We start from the raw sequence: 17,402 nt of genomic DNA, 5'->3' as shown, positions 1-17,402 counted from the left end.
GGGCCATCGACCGCTACCGTCAGAACATCATCTGCCACTGCGCCGTCAGCGCCTGGTTGCGGCTATCGCTGCCCAGTTCGCCGCTGTACCCCAGGTTCAGGCTGTGCCGTGCCGACAGGCCAATCCCCACCCCGGCCTCGAGCATCAGGCTGTCACGATCCAGCGCGGTGCCTTCGACGCTGAAGGCGCTGCCGCCGGAAACGAAGGCCTGGCGCACCTCACTGTCCACGCCGCCATACACATGCCGCCAGCCGAGGCTGGCCCGTGGCGTCAGGCTGATGCCGTTGTCCAGTTGGCTCAAGTGTGCCAGGCGTACGCCGAAGGTGCTGCTGAAGTTGTCCTGGCTCTGCCCGTCGACGTCCAGCGCGGCGATGCCGCCTTTCTCCCGATAGCTGTCGCGGTGATAGCGCTGGTAGCCGAGGTTGGCGAAGGGCTCGACATTCAGGCGGCCGCTGCCGAGGTTGTAACCCAGCTCGACGAAGGCCTGCTGGCTGTCGGCGTCGTAGTCGCCCTTGGGGCGCTCGCTGAAGCGCTCGAATTCGATGCGCCGCTTGCTGTCGCCGTCGTGCCGGCTGTAGGCGGCGCCCAGGCGCAGGGCCAGCGGACCGCTTTGGCGCAAGGCATAGAGGCCGGCGTGCCAGCTGTCCAGGGTGCCCTCGTCGGCACCGCTGTCCAGGCGGGTTTTCGAATAGCCGCCCAGCACGCCCAGGCGCCAGGTGTCGTCCAGCGCCCAGTCGACGCCGAGCAGGGTGCCCTGGGTGCGTTGCTCCAGGCCGGCGCTGCCGTGGGCGCCATCCAGTTTGCCGTAGCCGCCGATGCCCTGCAGCCACACCCGGCCACGGGCGTGCGGGTCGTTGAGGTTGCGCAGCTCGCTGGGCACGCCGGTGGCGGCGACGCTCGGGGCCTGCACCGGGTCGAGCGCCAGGGCCAGGCCGGCGCCACTGCCCATCTGGTACATGGCCGCGAGCATGCTCGTGCCGACCTGGGCGCTGCTGCCGAGAATCGCGGCACCGAGGTTGGCGTTGCCGCTGCCGGCCAGTTGCTCCAGGGCCGAACTGGCCGTGGCGGGGCTGGCGTAGAGCAGGGCGTCGTAGACGGGGCTGTTGGGGTCGCTCTCCCACCAGTAGTAGTTCGGTCGGATGCTCTCGGCCAGCCGCTGGCTGTTGGGCGTGGTGGCGTACTCGGTCATCTGCACGTCGTTGCGCGTCAAGGTCATGTTCACGCGGGTGTCGGTGTAGCTTAGCTCCGGGGTCAGGAACGCATAGTAAGTATCCTGAACCTGAGCGAAACGGCCGACGACCTGGCCGGCTTCGAGCACGGTGTATTGGCTGTGCCATGGCCATGGCACATCACTGAAGTTGGGGGAGATCCGCAGGCTGGCGTCATTGAGATAGGCGGTGCCGCCCACCCGCAGTGTGCCGCTGCTGCCGTCGGGGTTGACGCCGATATCGACGATTGCCTGGTTGCCCAGGGTCAGGTTGCCGATGACCCGGGTGGCGCCTTCGGGCTTGCTGTACAGCGTGCCGTTGACATTGAGATGGCCGACCGAGCCGCCGCCGGCATAGGTGCCCCATTGATCGACATCCACGCTGCCGTTGAGGGCGCCCTGGTTGACCAGGTGCGCGTAGTCGAACACCCGGCTGGTGTCGCTGAAGTCGCCCGGGCTGGTGACGGTCCAGGTTCCGCCCAGGACCTGCAGGGACTCGAAATTGCGACTGTTGCCGAAGCTGCCGCTGCCTGACCATTCGTATTTGCGCCCCAGCTCCACGGTGTCATGGCCGCTGCCCCCATCGACGAGGCCTTCGAAGCGGCCCCGCGTGGAGACCTGGAGGAGGTCGTTGCCGCCGCCCAGGTCCAGCGCCAGGCCATTGTTGCCCCTTATCAGGCCATTGTTGACAAGCCTGTCGTCGAACGCGCCGACGAACTTGACGCCATGGCCGTTCAGTCCCTGGATGGTGCCGACGTTGCTCACCCAGGTGCCGCCCAGCGCCGCGCCATCGCGGTTGCGCGCGCTGCCGATTGTCACGCCGTTGTCAGCGCCGACGATCAGGGCGTCCGGGCCGTTGACCAGCCGGCCGCCACCCAGAACGACGCCCTCGCTGGTGTTCGCGAGGCCGTTGCGATCAAGGCCAGCGGCACCTTCGCCACGAATCGTGCCGCTGTTGGAGACCTCGCCGATGCCGGCGATACGCACCCCATCACCGTCACCGTAGGCCTGCGCGCCATTGGCGCCACCGACGATCAGGCCACCATAGTTGAAGACGTTGCTGTCGCCAGACGAATTGAACCCGGCGTCGTTGCGGCCAATGACCGTGCCGAAGGTGCTGAGCGTTCCATTTGCATCAGCGTTGACGCCATGCCGACCGCCATCGATCTGTCCATGGTTGGTGACATAGGTACCGGTTGCGGCGCGCAGGTTGACGCCGTCGAAGCCATCGCTGGAGATCTCGCCGAAGTTGTCGATCCTGGCATTCGAGCCCGTGGTCATGCCGTCGGCGGCATAGGCACGAATCACGCCGCCGCGTGCGTTGGTGACGTAGGTGGTGTAGTAGCTGCTGCCGACCATTGCATCAAGGTTGATGCCCTGGCCGAAGGCGGAGCTGATAGTGCCGCTGTTGACGATATCCAGGGAGCCGTAGGAGGTGGTGTTGTTGATGCGGATGGCATCGCCGTTACCCTGGATCAGTCCGCCGGCGTGGTTGTTGATATGGTAGTGCCCCCCGGTGTCAGGCAGGTCGAGGGTGTCGATAGCCCGGGCGACGGTGGAGGTGATCGTGCCCGCGTTGTCGACCCAAACCGAAGGGACGTAGTTGCGGTTGTTCAATGTCACCGCCGGTCCGGTGGTGACGATGACGCTGCCGGCGCTGCCGACATTCAGCCTGTCGGTACTGCCTAGCTCCTGGGTGAAATAGGTGGCGGTGTCGATGAAATACTCCGCCCCCTGGGCGTGCAGTGAAGTGCCACTGGAGACGACAAGGGCAATCTGCAGGGCAAGACGGTTTTTGCGGGAACGGTGCATTTGAAGTAAACGGTCCATGTTTGCCGGATTCGGATCCGATGTTCCTGCTAGCGATTTGCTATTGCAAGCCGCTCTTTTATAAAAAATCGAAATAATTCTGTGGTGAGTGAGGCGGGGGCGATCGGACCCGCGGCGAAGGTGATATTGCTGACCGCCCAGCCTTGTTGAAACATCCAGCTAATCCTCGAAAGCACCTGTTACACAGACGTCTGACGCAGCTAATTCCGTCAAGCCATAGTTCATCCGCACGTGTCATCCGCATTTCGACGTGGCTGATGCGCCGCTGGTCGGGTGAATTGACCTAGAGGTGGATTCATTCAGGGTTTTGTACGATGATTTTCGTATTGGCGAGGAAGGATCATGCCAAAGGGTTTCAGGGCCATCAGGAGTGCAGTAGTCGCCGCACTCGAGTCCGGCAACTATCTGCACGCTTCAAGGGGCGATATCGAGGTCAAGAACCTGCTGGCCATTGGGGAGGTCGGCGCAGGTGAAGTCATCGACATCATCCATTCCTGCGACGGTAGTCACTACAGCAGCAGTGCGCATCATGCCGTGCCGGCCATCGAGGTCCATGTGCTCAAGCGCCGCGGCTGGTACATCAAGTTCTATTTCATCGAACCCCAGACGTGGTTCATCAGCGTTCACCAGTGAGTATTCCGACCATGAAGATCCTGTTCGAAGGCGATACCGGCCAGGCCCTGTGCGAGCACTGTCAGGCGCTGGTCGCCATGCATTACACCCGGCGTGACGTGCCCTTCAGCGATGGCCAGGGCATTGCGCGGGACATCCTGGTGGGCGTTTGCGATGGCTGCGACACGGTGGTGGCCATCCCGCCGCAGTCCACCCCGGCAATTCGCGAGACGCGCAAGCAGCAGCTCAAGTCCATCGAGGCGCGGCTGCCGGCGGTCTATCTCGATGTGCTGGATGCGGCGATGCAGGCTGTGTGCAGCGAGGCGGGCGGGCACCTGCGCAAGCTGTTCCTGGCCCATTACTTCCAGTGGCTGGTGCAAGCCCGCCAGGGCATGGGTTTGCAGCCTGGCCACGAGGCCTTCGTGACGGCCCTGGAGGCGCAGCGGCGTCAGCGTGGGTTGCAGGCATCGGGGGCTACCCGGCGCTTGTCGATGAAGGTCAACGCGCACATGGCCGAGGATTTTCTGGCGCTGCTGCAGCAGACCCGGATGAGCCAGACCGAGCTGCTCAAGGCGGTAATCGCGCGGATCCAGATGGACGTGCTCGAAGTGCGCGATCCGCAGGTGATCGAGGTGTTGCAGCGGTTGGTGCGGGTAGCGGGGTAGGGGCTCACATGTGAGACTTGCGAACGTCACAATCCAGGCGTAATGTACCTCACATGTGAGACAAGGACACCCCTCGATGGCAGGCAAGAAAAGCTCCACAGACTACATGCGCGACATGCGCGCCCGCCTCAAGGCCGCGGGCCTGGTCAAGCGTGAGTTGTGGATCCTGCCAGAGCATGCCGCCGCCTTGCGCGGTATCGAGAAGGCTTTACGTCAGCCCCTCGCGGGCAAACAGGTCAGAACGGAGGATTTCATGACCGAGCACAACCATTGGACGATCGAATCGCTGCACGGCGCCCTCCAGGGGCTCGAGGATGTACGCGGCGGCGCGATCGGCCTGTCCCTGCAACAGGGCGCCGAACCCAGCCTGAAGCTGACAATGCACGAGCTGGACGGGCTGCCGCTTTACATCGCCGTGGCCGGCGAGCAAATCCTGGTCGACACGTTGCTGGTGCAGGCCAGCCAGGTGAAAGACGCCGCGGCTTTCAACGATGCGGTGCTGCGCACCCGCGACGTGTTCCCGCTGTCGTCCATCGGCCTGCACAGGCTGCCCTCGGGCGAGTCGGTGTACACCATGTTCGGCGCCCTGAGCGCGGCCTCGTCACTGGACAACATCGTCCAGGAGATCCACACCCTGGCCGACAATGTCATCACCGCCGCCGAAGACTTCGAAGACTACTTCACCCACTGATTCCGGAGATTGCCCCATGAGCCTGTTGAAAAAGATCGTCACCGCCCTGCGTGGCGGCGCTTCGGAAGTCGGTGAGGCGATCGTCGACTCCCAGGCCCTGCGCATCCTCGACCAGGAGATCCGCGACGCGGACAACAACCTGATCGATGCACGCAACCAGCTGGTCAAGATCATGGCCAAGCACAAGACCGCGCAGCAGCGCATCACCGAGTTCGACAAGACCATCGGCGACTGGGAACAGAAGGCCATCGCCGCCCTGGACAAGGGCGAGGAAGGGCTGGCCCACGAGTGCGCGGCGCGCATCGCCGACCTGACCAACCAGCGCGATTCCGAGCAGGCGCTGGCCGACCAGTTCGGCGCGTCGGTGGCGACCCTGACCGCCACCGTGAGCAAGACCGAGGCGCAGATCAAGGGCCTCAAGCAGCAGGTGGACCTGGTCAAGGCCCGCGAGAGCGTGCAGCGCGCCCAGGTGAGCGCGGCGTCGGCCACCGGCGGCGCCAATGGCAGCCTGGAGACGGCGGTCGGCTCGCTGGACCGCATCAAGAAGCGCCAAAGCGAGCGCGCGGCCGAGCTGGAAGCGGCGGCGGAGCTGGCCGGCAAGGCCGATGGCAGCGACCTGGAGGCACGCCTGAAGGCGGCCGGGATCGGCGCCAGCAACAGCGGCGCCGATGATGTGCTGGCGCGCTTGAAGGCCAAGGCGGCGAAGCCGGCGGAGTGATCCGCTGAGTGGGCCGGCCCCATCGCGGGGCAAGCCCGCTCCCACGGGTAAAATCTGCAGCGGCTTTGTGGGAGCAGGCTCCCAAGGGTAAAATCTGCACCGGCTTTGTGGGAGCAGGCTCCCAACGGTAAAATCTGCAGCGGCTTTGTGGGAGCGGGCTTGCCCCGCGATGAGGCCGGTCCGGCTGGCGCAAAACCTTGCCCCAGACCCGTTGGCGGCGCGCACGAAAAGCAGTATCGTGTCGCCCCCGCCAAAGGACTGCCGCGACCCAAGGGATCTTCAATGTCGCCTTCTCCCCGCAGGCCCTGCCTGTTCGCTTCAGCACCTGGATTGGCTCCGGTTCCGTCACCCTCTCAAGGAAATGCCCCGTGGGTTGGTTGAAACGCTTCATGGGCTTCGAAGCCCCCAAACCTGCCGCCGGCAGCCAGGCCCAAGGCAACCTGCCGTTCGGCCTGGGCAGCGGGCGCATGCTCAAGCTCGACCCCTCGCTCAAGCTGCTGCTCGACGGCCACTCCGAGCTGGAAGTCCCCGAGCAGGAAGTGGTCTGGGCCGTCGGCGAGGTCGACCTCGGCCAGTCGGTGCGCCTGGCGCGCTTCTACATGGAAGACGAAGACTACTGGCTGCAGGTGGTGATGAGCGGCACTTCCGCCGAGGACGTGCGCGATATCATCCTGTTCGGCTACTACAGTGTGCTGCCGATCAACAGTGACGCCGAACTCAAGCGCCTGGTGGGCCCTGAGTCGACCATCGGCCTGCCGTACTACGAGCACGAAGGCTACGAGTTCGTCCGCCAGTGGGGCAGCGAAGAAGGGCAGACCGAGCTGACGCCGATCAGCGAGCGGGTCACCAGCCCCGAGACCAGCTACCGCATCCAGCACCTGTCCATGCTGTATGCCCGCGAGACCGGCCTGACCGATCGCCGCGAGTTCCTCCTGCTGTCGGTGGAGGAGGACGAAGAAGGCAATGTCAGCCTGACCACTTCGGTGGGTGTCACCCTGCAATCAACGGACTTCAACGTCATCTGACAAGGATTCACCATGCTCGACGCTCTTCGCATGTCGCTCAATGCCCAGGCAGTGATCGGCTTCATCCTCTACATCAGCGTGGCGCTGGTGCTGTTCTGGGTGTTCCAGTTCATCTACACGCACCTCACCCCGCACCGCGAGTTCGCCCTGATCCGCGACAACAACAGCGCCGCGGCCATCGCCCTGGGCGGCGCGCTGATCGGCTTCTCGCTGCCGGCCAGCAACATCATCGCCTACAGCGTCAGCCTGCTCGATTTCGTGGTCTGGGTGGTGATCGCCGCGGTGGTGCAGTTGCTCGCCTTCGGCATCACCAGCCTGGTGCTCAAGGGCCTGGCCAGCCGGATCGCCAAGGGCGAGATGGCCGCCGCGATCTACGCCGCCGCCGTGGCGATCAGCGTGGGCTTCCTCAACTCGGCCTGCATGACCCCGTCGGTCTGAGCCGTTTGCGCGCAAGGAGCCCTACATGAGACGAAGTTCCGTCAAGCTGGTGCTGGCCAGCTCCCTGCCGCTGGCGCTTACCGCGTGCAGCGCGCCCGAGGAGACCTACACGGTCAGCAAGCGCAGCAACTACACCACCGTCCAGGCCTGCGTCGATGACAAGATGCCGGTGGATGTGTGTTCCGACGCCTACATGGAGGCGCTGGCCGATCACCGTCGAGTCGCCCCGACCTATGGCGACAAGGCAGCCTGCGAGGCCGATTTCGTGCCCGATTACTGCCAGGTCACCAGCGACGGCCGCTACATGCCGCGCCTGGGTGGCTTCGAGTTGGCGGTGTCGGGTGAAGTAAGCCAGTCGCAGGTTGACGCGGCCCGCGCCCAGGTCGAGAACAGCGGCCAGGCCGTCAGCGGTGGCAGCAACTTCAACGGCCTGCTCACCGGCCTGTTGCTGGGCCAGATGATGAGTGGCGGGAGCCGCCAGTATTATTCGCAGCCGGTGTACCAGTACCGCGACAGCCGCGGCGACTACCGCACCACCACACTCGGCCAGCAGATCGACCAGGGCAAGCGCTTCGAGCGCTCCGACCAGGCCCAGCAGAGTGGCGGCAGCTACAGCAGCTACTACTCCGGCAACTCCGGCGGTGGTAGCAGCTACAGGTCCAAAACCTCGACCCGCTCCAGTGTGTCCTCGTCGATCTCCCGCGGCGGCTTCGGCAGCCAGGCCACTGCGCGCAGCGGCTGGGGCGGCAAGAGCAGCGGCGGCTTCAGCTTCGGCGGTTGAGCATGCGCAAGATCAGCATCGACGAACGCCCGGACTGGCGCGCCACCGCCGAACGCGAAGGTTTTTCCTTCCACACCATCGACGGTGAGCGCTACTGGGACGAGCGCGGCTACTACCAGTTCAGCGAGGCCCAGGTCAGCCGTGACCTGGAGGCGCCCACGCAGGAACTGCACGCCATGTGCCTGGATGCGGTCGAGCGCATCGTCGACAGCGAGGCATTGATGACCCGCCTGGCGATCCCGCCGGCGTTCTTCGACCTGGTGCGCCGTTCGTGGAAAGAGGGGCATCCACACCTCTACGGGCGCTTCGACTTCAGTTACGACGGCCACGGCCCGGCCAAGCTGATCGAGGCCAACTACGACACGCCGACCTCGCTGTACGAGGCGGCGGCGTTCCAGCTGATCTGGCTGGAGCAGCAGATCGAGCGCGGCGTGCTGCCGGCCCATGCCAGCCAGTTCAACACCCTGGCCGAGGACTTGGTGCAAGCCTTCGGCACCTTCGAGCGCGAAAGCCCGTTCTACTTCTCGGCCATCGCCGGCTCGGTCGAGGACCGTGGCACCACGGATTTTCTGCGCAAGATGGCCGGGCACGTAGGTATCAGCACCCGGCATATCGATGTGGAGGACATCGGCCTGAATGGCGAAGGGCGTTTCGTCGACCTCGAAGGCCGGCCGATTCCACGCCTGTTCAAGCTGCACGCCTGGGAGCATATCTTCCACGAAGACTTCGGCCAGGCCATCGCCGGTTGCGATACCCAGTTCGTGGAACCGGCGTGGAAGGCGCTGATCTCCAACAAGGGCATCCTGCCGCTGCTGTGGGAATGGCACGAAGGGCACCCGAACCTGCTGCCGGCGCTCCTCGACGAAGACCCGCAACGCCCGGTACCCAAGGGCTGGGTGCGCAAACCGTACTTCTCCCGCGAGGGGGCCAACGTGGATATCCGCACCGTCGACGACCAGCGGGTGTTCGAGGACGGGCCCTACGACGATGCGCCTTACATCCTCCAGGGCTTTGCGCCGTTGCCGAAGTTCGGCGACAGCTACACCCTGATCGGCTCCTGGGTGATCGGTGACCTGGCCTCGGGGATCGGCATTCGGGAAGACGACACGCTGATCACCAAGGACAGCTCGCGCTTCCTGCCTCATGTAGTGGTGGACTGATCGCCTGCGCTGTCGCGCAGGGAACGATGATTGCGCAGCCAGCACGCACCCTGTGGGAGCGGGTTTACCCGCGAACACCGGCGGAGCCGGTGCCATACACCGCGCTGGATTCTTCGCGGGTAAACCCGCTCCCACAGGGTCAAGCTAAATCAATGGGTTACGTGTTGTTCCAAAGGGGCGGCCAGCTCGTGGCCCAGTTTGCCCCCTCCGGTGGTCGGTTTCAGGACGCGCCGGGTCGCCCGCGCACAACCCCCTCGCGCAATAACTGCCATGCTCTGAGGATGCCCGTGGACCGAGCGCAGCAAGACGCCCGGCCACGGACAAGGAGGGTGCCCGGCCTGCCGCCACCGTGACCTGGCCCGCGCACCGCAGCTGAACACCGCCGGACCGCCGCCCGCCAACGGGCCGCCCCGGGATGCCGAGGTCTGCTGTATGCCTGATGACTTGAACCACCTGCCGTTGATCCAACGCGTCCTGGCCCGTGAGCAGGATACCCCCGGCGCCCTGTTGCCGATCCTCCACGCCATCCAGGCCGGCGCCGGCTACATTCCCGACAGCGCCGTCGCCGAGATCGCCCATGCCCTCAACCTCAGCCAGGCCGAGGTGCGCGGGGTGATCAGCTTCTACCACGACTTTCGCACCACGCCAGCGGCCCGCCATACCCTGCGCCTGTGCCGCGCCGAGTCTTGCCAGAGCCGTGGCGCCGAGGCGCTGGCCGCGCAGTTGCGCGAGCAGCTCGGGCTGGAGGATCACGGCCGCACCGAGGATGGCGCGCTCGACCTGCGCCCGGTGTATTGCCTGGGCGCCTGCGCCTGCTCGCCGGCCCTGGAGCTCGATGGCCGGCTCTACGCCCGCGTCACCCCCGAACGCCTGCGAGCGCTGGTGGACGCTTGCCGCGAGGAGGTGAAAGCATGCTGAGCCTGTGCATCCCCTGCGATTCGCTGGCCTGCGCCGTCGGCGCCGACCAGGTGGCCGAGGCATTGACCCGCGAAGCCGCGCAGCGGCGCCTGCCGCTGCATATCAAACGCACCAGTTCCCGTGGCCTGTACTGGCTGGAGCCGCTGGTGGAGCTGGACACCGCCCAGGGCCGCCTGGGCTTCGGGCCGGTCACCCCCGAGGATGTGCCCGGGCTGCTCGACGCCCTGGCGGGCGACCCCGGCAGCCATGCCCTGGCGCTGGGGCCGGTGGAAGCGATTCCCTACCTGAAGACGCAGCAACGCCTGTTGTTCGCCCGCGCCGGCATCACCCGGCCGCTGTCGCTGGACGACTATCACGCCAACGGCGGTTTCGAAGGCCTGCGCCAGGCCACGTTGCTGGACGGCGACGAGGTGGTCGCTGCGGTGCTCGACTCCGGGCTGCGGGGCAGGGGCGGCGCGGCGTTTCCGGCGGGCATCAAGTGGCGCACCGTGCGCCAGGCGCCGGCCGGGCAGAAGTACGTGGTGTGCAACGCCGACGAAGGCGACTCCGGCACCTTTGCCGACCGCATGCTGATGGAGGGCGATCCGTTCCTGCTGATCGAGGGCATGATCATCGCCGGCCTCGCCGTGGGGGCGAACAAGGGCTACATCTATGTGCGCTCGGAATACCCGGATGCCGTGCGTGCCCTGAACGAGGCCATCCTGCTGGCCCGCGAGGCCGGTTACCTGGATGTCGCCGGCAACGGCGTGGCCTTCGACCTGCAGGTGCGGGTGGGGGCGGGGGCGTACATCTGCGGGGAGGAAACCGCGTTGCTCGAATCCCTCGAGGGCAAGCGCGGCATCGTCCGGGCCAAGCCGCCGCTGCCGGCGCTCGAAGGCCTGTTCGGCCAGCCGACGCTGGTGCACAACGTGCTCACCTTGGCCTCGGTGCCGATCATCCTGGCCAGGGGCGCGGCGTTCTACCGCGATTTCGGCATGGGCCGCTCGACGGGCACCTTGCCGTTCCAGCTGGCCGGCAATGTCCGCCATGGCGGCTTGGTGGAGCGCGCCTTCGGCCTGACCCTGCGCGAGCTGGTGGAAGGCTACGGCGGCGGCACCGCCAGTGGCCGGCCGATCAAGGCGGCGCAGGTCGGCGGCCCGCTGGGCGCCTGGGTGCCGCCCGCGCAGTTCGACACCCCGCTGGACTACGAGGCCTTCGCCGCCCTGGGCGCGATGCTCGGCCACGGTGGTGTGGTGCTGGCCGACGACACCCTGAACATGGCGGGCATGGCCCGCTTCGCCCTGCAGTTCTGCGCCGAGGAGTCCTGCGGCAAGTGCACTCCGTGCCGGATCGGCTCGACCCGTGGCGTGGAGGTGGTCGATCGATTGATCGCCAGTACCGACCCGGCCTACCGCGCCAGCCAGGCCGGCCTGCTGCGCGACCTGTGCGACACGATGCAGTACGGCTCGCTGTGCGCCATGGGCGGGATGACCCCGTACCCCGTGGTCAGCGCCCTCAAGCACTTCCCCGCCGATTTCGGCCTGGAGGCCGCGCAATGATCAACTACTTCGATCCCCGCAACGACATCGACCTGGGCACCCCGGAACGGGTCAGCGAGGTGCAGGTCAGCCTGGTCATCGATGGCCGATCGATCAGCGTGCCCGGCGGCACCTCGGTGATGCGCGCCGCCGCCATGCTCGGTACCAGCATTCCCAAGCTGTGCGCCACCGACAGCCTCGAGGCCTTCGGCTCGTGCCGTATGTGCATGGTCGAGATCGACGGCATGCGCGGCTACCCGGCCTCGTGCACCACGCCGGTCAGCGAGGGCATGGTGGTGCGAACCCAGACGCCGCGCCTGGCCGACCTGCGGCGCAATGTGATGGAGCTGTACATCTCCGACCATCCGCTGGACTGCCTGACCTGCTCGGCCAACGGCAACTGTGAGCTGCAGAGCGTCGCCGGACAGGTTGGCCTGCGCGAGGTCCGCTACGGCTATGACGGTGCCAATCACCTGAGCGAACAGAAGGACGTGTCCAACCCGTACTTCGACTACGAGCCGAGCAAGTGCATTGTCTGCAACCGCTGTGTGCGTGCCTGCGAGGAGATCCAGGGCACCTTCGCCCTGACCATCACCGGGCGTGGCTTTGATTCGCGGGTAGCGGCGGCCGGCGGCGACGTTCCTCAGTTCCGAATGCGTATCGTGCGGCGCCTGCGTGCAGGCCTGCCCGACCGCCACCCTGAGCGAGAAGAGCCTGGTTCAGCTGGGCCAGCCCGAGCGGGCAGTGATCACCACCTGCGCCTATTGCGGCGTGGGTTGTTCGTTCCGCGCCGAGATGAAGGGCGAGCAGCTGGTGCGCATGGTCCCGGACAAGAACGGCGGCGCCAACCATGGCCATGCCTGCGTCAAGGGGCGTTTCGCCTGGGGCTACGCGACCCACCCGGACCGCATCACCAAGCCGATGATCCGCAAGCACCTGGAAGACCCGTGGCAGGAGGTCAGCTGGGACGAGGCGGTCACCTATGCCGCCAGCGAGTTCCGGCGGATCCAGCTCAAGTACGGGCGCGATTCCATTGGTGGCATCACCTCCAGCCGCTGCACCAACGAAGAGGCGTACCTGGTGCAGAAGCTGGTGCGCACGGCCTTCGGCAACAACAACGTCGACACCTGTGCGCGAGTCTGCCATTCGCCGACCGGCTATGGCCTGAAGCAGACCCTGGGCGAGTCCGCCGGTACCCAGAGCTTCGACTCGGTGATGCAGGCCGACGTGGTGCTGGTGATCGGCGCCAACCCCACCGACGCGCACCCGGTGTTCGGCTCGCAGCTCAAGCGTCGCCTGCGCCAGGGTGCCCGGTTGATCGTCATCGACCCGCGGCGCATCGACCTGGTCGATTCGCCCCACGCCCGCGCCGAGCTGCACCTGCAGCTGCGACCGGGCACCAACGTGGCCATGCTCAACGCCCTGGCCCATGTGATCGTCACCGAAGGTCTGCTGGCCCAGCGCTTCGTCGATGCCCGCTGCGAGCCCGAGGACTTCGCCCGCTGGCGCGATTTCGTCGCCCAGCCCGACAACGCCCCTGAAGTGCTCGGCCCGGTGTGCGGCGTGCCCCCCGAGCAGATCCGCGCCGCCGCCCGGCTTTACGCCACCGGCGGCAACGCGGCGATCTACTACGGCCTGGGCGTGACCGAGCACAGTCAGGGCAGCACTGCGGTGATGGGCATCGCCAACCTGGCCATGGCCACCGGCAACATCGGCCGCGAAGGGGTGGGGGTCAACCCGTTGCGCGGGCAGAACAACGTGCAGGGTTCGTGCGACATGGGCTCGTTCCCCCACGAGCTGCCCGGCTACCGGCATATCTCCAACGAAAGCGTGCGTGCCGAGTTCGAGCAGGCCTGGGGCGTGACCTTGCAGCCCGATCCGGGCCTGCGCATCCCCAACATGTTCGAGGCCGCGCTGGACGGCAGTTTCAAGGCGCTGTACTGCCAGGGCGAGGACATCGCCCAGAGCGATCCCAACACCCAGCACGTCACCGCCGCGCTGCTGGCGATGGAGTGCGTGGTGGTGCAGGACATCTTCCTCAACGAGACCGCCAAGTTCGCCCATGTGTTCCTGCCGGGCAGCTCGTTCCTGGAGAAGGACGGCACCTTCACCAACGCCGAGCGGCGCATCTCGAGGGTGCGCAAGGTGATGGAGCCGCTGGCCGGCAAGGCCGACTGGGAGGCCACCGTGGCCTTGGCCGGTGCCTTGGGTTACCCCATGCACTACCGCCATCCCTCCGAGATCATGGACGAAATCGCCCGCTTGACCCCGACCTTCCGCCGGGTCAGCTATGCCGAGCTCGACCGTCACGGCAGCCTGCAATGGCCCTGCAACGACGCCGCGCCCGACGGCACGCCGACCATGCACATCGACCAGTTCGTGCGCGGCAAGGGGCGCTTCATGCTCACCGGCTATGTGCCCACCGACGAGAAGGTCAACAGCCGCTACCCGCTGCTGCTGACCACCGGGCGCATCCTCAGCCAGTACAACGTCGGCGCGCAGACCCGGCGCACCGACAACGTCGCCTGGCACGACGAGGATCGCCTGGAGATCCACCCCAGCGATGCCGAGAGTCGGGGTATCAGCGACGGTGACTGGGTGGGCATCGGCAGCCGCTCCGGGCAGAGCGTGCTGCGCGCCAGGGTCAGCGGCCGGGTGGCGCCGGGTGTGGTGTATACCACCTTCCACTTCCCCGAGTCCGGCGCCAACGTGATCACCACCGACAACTCCGACTGGGCCACCAACTGCCCGGAATACAAGGTCACTGCGGTGGAGGTGGCGAAGGTGTTCCAGCCGTCGGAGTGGCAGAAACGCTACCAGCGCTTCAGTGACGAGCAGCGCAGGTTGCTCAAGGAGCGGCGGCAAGCGGAAGCGGCGGAGGTGCGTCGATGAGCAGTGACAACCTGGTGAAGATGGCCAACCAGATCGCCCATTATTTCGACAGCGAGCCGGATCATGCCAAGGCGGTGCAGGGGATGAGGCAGCATCTGCAGAGCTTCTGGACGCCGGCCATGCGCCGGCAGTTGGGTGAACGATTGCTGGCCAAGGGAGACGAGGGGCTGGATGCGTTGGTGCGCGAGGCACTTCAGCCGGTGGTTTGATTGCGCAATTCACGCCTGCCCATGTAGGAGCGGCCTTGTGCCGCGAAAGGGCCGCAAAGCGGCCCCAGCGATCTTTGTTCGGCAGTGAAATCCTGGGGCCGCTACGCAGCCCTTCGCGGCACAAGGCCGCTCCTACAGGGCGCGCGATAGGGCCCTAGAATTCTGGCTCAATCGCATCGCCAGAAATAGACCTGCTCCGGGTCCCCTTCGTCGAGGTGCTCGACAACGCCACTCTCGACAAAGCCCCGGTGCTCCAGCAAGCGGCGCATTGGATCATTGGAGCGGTTGGTCGAGGTGAACAGCTTCTGCCCCGCGTAATCGGCCTGTATGCGGGCCAGTAGCGCGGCCCCCAGCCCACTGCGTCGATGGTCCTGGCTAACCATCAGCATCTCGATGAAAGCGCAACCGAAGAAGTGTTGGTGTATCACCGCGTAGGCAGCCACCGAACCTCGCACCTCGGCCACCAGGCAGGCGTACTGCCCGAGCCAGTCGGCAATCTGTTCGGCACGCAGCGGGTCCTGGTGGACGACGCTGTCGATGGCGATCAGGGCGGGTAGATCCTGTAGTCCAGCAAGACGAATGTTCATGGCCTGGTTCTGCGGTGACGGTGCCGCGATTATCCGCGCCCTGACAAGTCCTGCGCAGATGCTGGCGCAGCGCATGGCCAGGATGAAATGTCCGTCATGTTTGCAGGGTTAATGCATGTCCGGTGCTACGCTCGCAAAAATAGCCTCTACGGACGCGCACCATGGACATGAACTGGCACCAGGCCCTGCAAGAGAGCCTGAGCTGGCTGGCAATCGCCTCGTTGGTCACCCTTGTCTGCTTCACCATTACCGCCTTGCTGGCGGTGCGCTACACCCGCTGGGGGGCTCAGTTCTGGCAACTGGCCGGACCCTATTTCAGCTTGCGTCGCAGTTGGCGGCCCTTGCTGGCCTTCGCCCTGCTGCTGGTCCTGACGCTGTTCGCGGTGCGCCTGAACGTGCTGTTCTCGTTCTGGTACAACGGCTTCTACAGCGCCTTGCAGGCACTGGACCAGACCGCGTTCTGGTACCTGCTCGGGGTGTTCGCGGTGCTGGCGACCATTCATGTATTGCGCTCGCTGTTCGCCTTCTACGTCACCCAGGCGTTCAACATCCGTTGGCGGGTGTGGCTCACCGAGCGCCTGACCGCCGACTGGATGCACGGCGATGCCTACTACCGTGGGCAGTTCCTCACCGAGCCGGTGGACAACCCCGACCAGCGTATCGAACTGGATGTGAACGCCTTCGTCACCGGCTCCGTGTCGCTGGCGCTGGGGGCGGTGAGCGCACTGGTGTCGCTGGTGGCCTTCACCGGCATTCTCTGGGGCCTCTCCGCGCCGCTGGCGGTGGCCGGCATCGAAGTCCCCCGGGCGATGGTATTCGCCGTGTATGTCTATGTGCTGATCGCCACCTGGATTGCCTTCCGCCTTGGCCAGCCGCTGATCCGCCTCAACTTCCTCAACGAGAAACTCACCGCCAACTTCCGTTACGCCTTGATGCGCCTGCGCGAGAACGCCGAGAACATCGCTTTCTACCAGGGCGCGCAGGTGGAGCGGGGCACCTTGCTCGGGCGCTTCTTCGCGCTGATCGGCAACGCTTGGGCGCTGGTGTTCCGGAACCTCAAGTTCAGCGGCTTCAACCTGGGCGTCAGCCAGGTGGCGGTGGTGTTCCCGTTCATCCTCCAGGCTCCGCGCTTCTTCAGCGGCGCGATCAAGCTCGGCGACGTGATGCAGACCGCCCAGGCGTTCGGCCAGGTGCAGGATTCGCTGTCGTTCTTCCGTGAGTCCTACGACACCTTTGCCCAGTACCGCGCCACTTTGGATCGTCTGACCGGTTTTCTCGACGCCAACCAGCAGGCCAGTGAGTTGCCGCGCGTAGTCAGCGTGGATCAGGAGCACGCATTGAGGATCCAGGGCTTGCAGGTGCGTCGCCCCGACGGCCACGCGTTGATCGCCGATCTCGACCTGAATTTGCACAGCGGTCAGGCGCTGCTGATCAAAGGGCCATCGGGCAGCGGCAAGACCACCTTGCTGCGCGCCCTGGCGGGCCTGTGGCCTTATGCCGAGGGCGAGGTCAGGCGGCCGTTGGGGACGCAGGCGCTGTTCCTTTCGCAGCGCCCGTACCTGCCGCTGGGCGACCTGCGCACCGCCATCGCCTACCCGGCACAGGGCGCCCCAGGGGACGATGCGCGCATGCAGCAGGCCCTGCGCCAGGTCAACCTCGCCCATCTGGCCGAACGGCTGGACGAGCAGCGCGACTGGTCGCGGATCCTGTCGCTGGGCGAACAGCAGCGCCTGGCGTTTTCCCGGGTGCTGTTCAACCGGCCGCAGGTGGTGTTCCTCGACGAGTCCACCTCGGCGATGGACGAAGGGCTGGAACATGCGCTGTATTCGCTGCTGCGCGCGGAGCTGCCGGCGACGCTGCTGGTCAGTGTCGGGCACCGCAGCACCCTGGCGGGGTTCCATTCTCATCGGCTGGAGGTGGATGGGCAGGGGGGATGGTCGTTGCTGGAGCAGCAGCCTGCGGTCGGTACGCCTGCCTGATTCCGCGATTGTGCCGGCTCAGTCATGGGGGCCGGTTTTGATGGTTTTCGTACGGTGCTGGCTCATTTCTCCACGGCCCAGGATGCCTGGTCTTGTCGATGTTTAATTGACGTCAAATTGATGTCAATTTAACATCATTCGCTTTATCGATTTTGCACCAGCATTTTTTCGAA

General features: G+C 65.7%; 14 protein-coding genes and 1 pseudogene. 13 read left to right on the top strand and 2 right to left on the bottom strand.

Going from position 1 to position 17,402, the window contains the following annotated elements; all coding sequences use genetic code 11:
- Window positions 1–19: 19 nt before the first annotated feature.
- Window positions 20–3,019, bottom strand: coding sequence for an autotransporter family protein (locus VUG52_RS18460; RefSeq protein WP_331831851.1), 3,000 nt, complete (start codon window positions 3,017–3,019; stop codon window positions 20–22).
- A 360-nt stretch (window positions 3,020–3,379) separates the two neighbouring features.
- Between VUG52_RS18460 and VUG52_RS18455 the strand changes: the two genes are divergently transcribed.
- The 12 genes and pseudogenes from VUG52_RS18455 (at window position 3,380) to VUG52_RS18400 (ending at window position 14,663) form a co-directional block, all read left to right on the top strand.
- Window positions 3,380–3,670, top strand: a complete 291-nt coding sequence (locus tag VUG52_RS18455) for a hypothetical protein (RefSeq protein WP_331831850.1) — start codon at window positions 3,380–3,382, stop codon at window positions 3,668–3,670.
- A gap of 11 nt (window positions 3,671–3,681) precedes the next feature.
- Window positions 3,682–4,314, top strand: coding sequence for a hypothetical protein (locus VUG52_RS18450; RefSeq protein WP_331831849.1), 633 nt, complete (start codon window positions 3,682–3,684; stop codon window positions 4,312–4,314).
- 76 nt (window positions 4,315–4,390) lie between these two features.
- Entirely contained in the window at window positions 4,391–5,005 is a 615-nt protein-coding gene (locus VUG52_RS18445; protein WP_331831848.1) for a YjfI family protein, read from the top strand.
- Between the two features lie 16 nt (window positions 5,006–5,021).
- On the top strand, window positions 5,022–5,723 hold the full coding sequence (locus VUG52_RS18440; RefSeq protein ID WP_028692700.1) for a PspA/IM30 family protein: 702 nt from the start codon (window positions 5,022–5,024) through the stop codon (window positions 5,721–5,723).
- A gap of 368 nt (window positions 5,724–6,091) precedes the next feature.
- Window positions 6,092–6,748, top strand: coding sequence for a DUF2491 family protein (locus tag VUG52_RS18435; RefSeq protein ID WP_050704883.1), 657 nt, complete (start codon window positions 6,092–6,094; stop codon window positions 6,746–6,748).
- Window positions 6,749–6,760: 12 nt separating this feature from the next.
- On the top strand, window positions 6,761–7,186 hold the full coding sequence (locus VUG52_RS18430) for a DUF350 domain-containing protein (RefSeq protein WP_028692698.1): 426 nt from the start codon (window positions 6,761–6,763) through the stop codon (window positions 7,184–7,186).
- Between the two features lie 25 nt (window positions 7,187–7,211).
- Window positions 7,212–7,967: a DUF1190 domain-containing protein gene (locus VUG52_RS18425; RefSeq protein ID WP_050704884.1), complete on the top strand. Its 756-nt coding sequence runs from the start codon at window positions 7,212–7,214 to the stop codon at window positions 7,965–7,967.
- Window positions 7,968–7,969: 2 nt separating this feature from the next.
- Window positions 7,970–9,127: a glutathionylspermidine synthase family protein gene (locus VUG52_RS18420; RefSeq protein WP_050704885.1), complete on the top strand. Its 1,158-nt coding sequence runs from the start codon at window positions 7,970–7,972 to the stop codon at window positions 9,125–9,127.
- A 432-nt stretch (window positions 9,128–9,559) separates the two neighbouring features.
- Window positions 9,560–10,045, top strand: a complete 486-nt coding sequence (locus VUG52_RS18415; protein WP_050704886.1) for a formate dehydrogenase subunit gamma — start codon at window positions 9,560–9,562, stop codon at window positions 10,043–10,045.
- Window positions 10,039–11,583 carry a formate dehydrogenase beta subunit gene (locus VUG52_RS18410; protein WP_220689923.1) on the top strand — a complete coding sequence of 515 codons (1,545 nt, stop codon included), beginning with the start codon at window positions 10,039–10,041 and terminating at the stop codon, window positions 11,581–11,583. Before VUG52_RS18415 ends, VUG52_RS18410 begins: the two co-directional genes overlap by 7 nt.
- Window positions 11,580–14,454: pseudogene (gene fdhF, locus VUG52_RS18405) on the top strand (formate dehydrogenase subunit alpha). The gene VUG52_RS18410 and the pseudogene fdhF overlap by 4 nt, the downstream one beginning before the upstream one ends.
- On the top strand, window positions 14,451–14,663 hold the full coding sequence (locus VUG52_RS18400) for a formate dehydrogenase subunit delta (RefSeq protein WP_050705010.1): 213 nt from the start codon (window positions 14,451–14,453) through the stop codon (window positions 14,661–14,663). The pseudogene fdhF and the gene VUG52_RS18400 overlap by 4 nt, the downstream one beginning before the upstream one ends.
- A 167-nt stretch (window positions 14,664–14,830) precedes the next feature.
- Here VUG52_RS18400 and VUG52_RS18395 read toward each other — a convergent pair whose 3' ends face one another.
- Window positions 14,831–15,250 carry a GNAT family N-acetyltransferase gene (locus VUG52_RS18395; protein ID WP_050705011.1) on the bottom strand — a complete coding sequence of 140 codons (420 nt, stop codon included), beginning with the start codon at window positions 15,248–15,250 and terminating at the stop codon, window positions 14,831–14,833.
- A 161-nt stretch (window positions 15,251–15,411) separates the two neighbouring features.
- On the opposite strand from VUG52_RS18395, the gene VUG52_RS18390 reads away from it, so the two are divergent.
- Entirely contained in the window at window positions 15,412–17,229 is a 1,818-nt protein-coding gene (locus tag VUG52_RS18390) for an ABC transporter ATP-binding protein/permease (RefSeq protein WP_050705012.1), read from the top strand.
- The last annotated feature ends 173 nt before the right edge of the window (window positions 17,230–17,402 follow it).

It is taken from the genome of Pseudomonas sp. LH21 (assembly GCF_036549575.1).
Classification (GTDB): Bacteria; Pseudomonadota; Gammaproteobacteria; order Pseudomonadales; family Pseudomonadaceae; genus Aquipseudomonas; species Aquipseudomonas peradeniyensis.
Note: the sequence above shows the minus strand (reverse complement) of the source record. Positions and strands in the feature narration are given on the sequence as shown.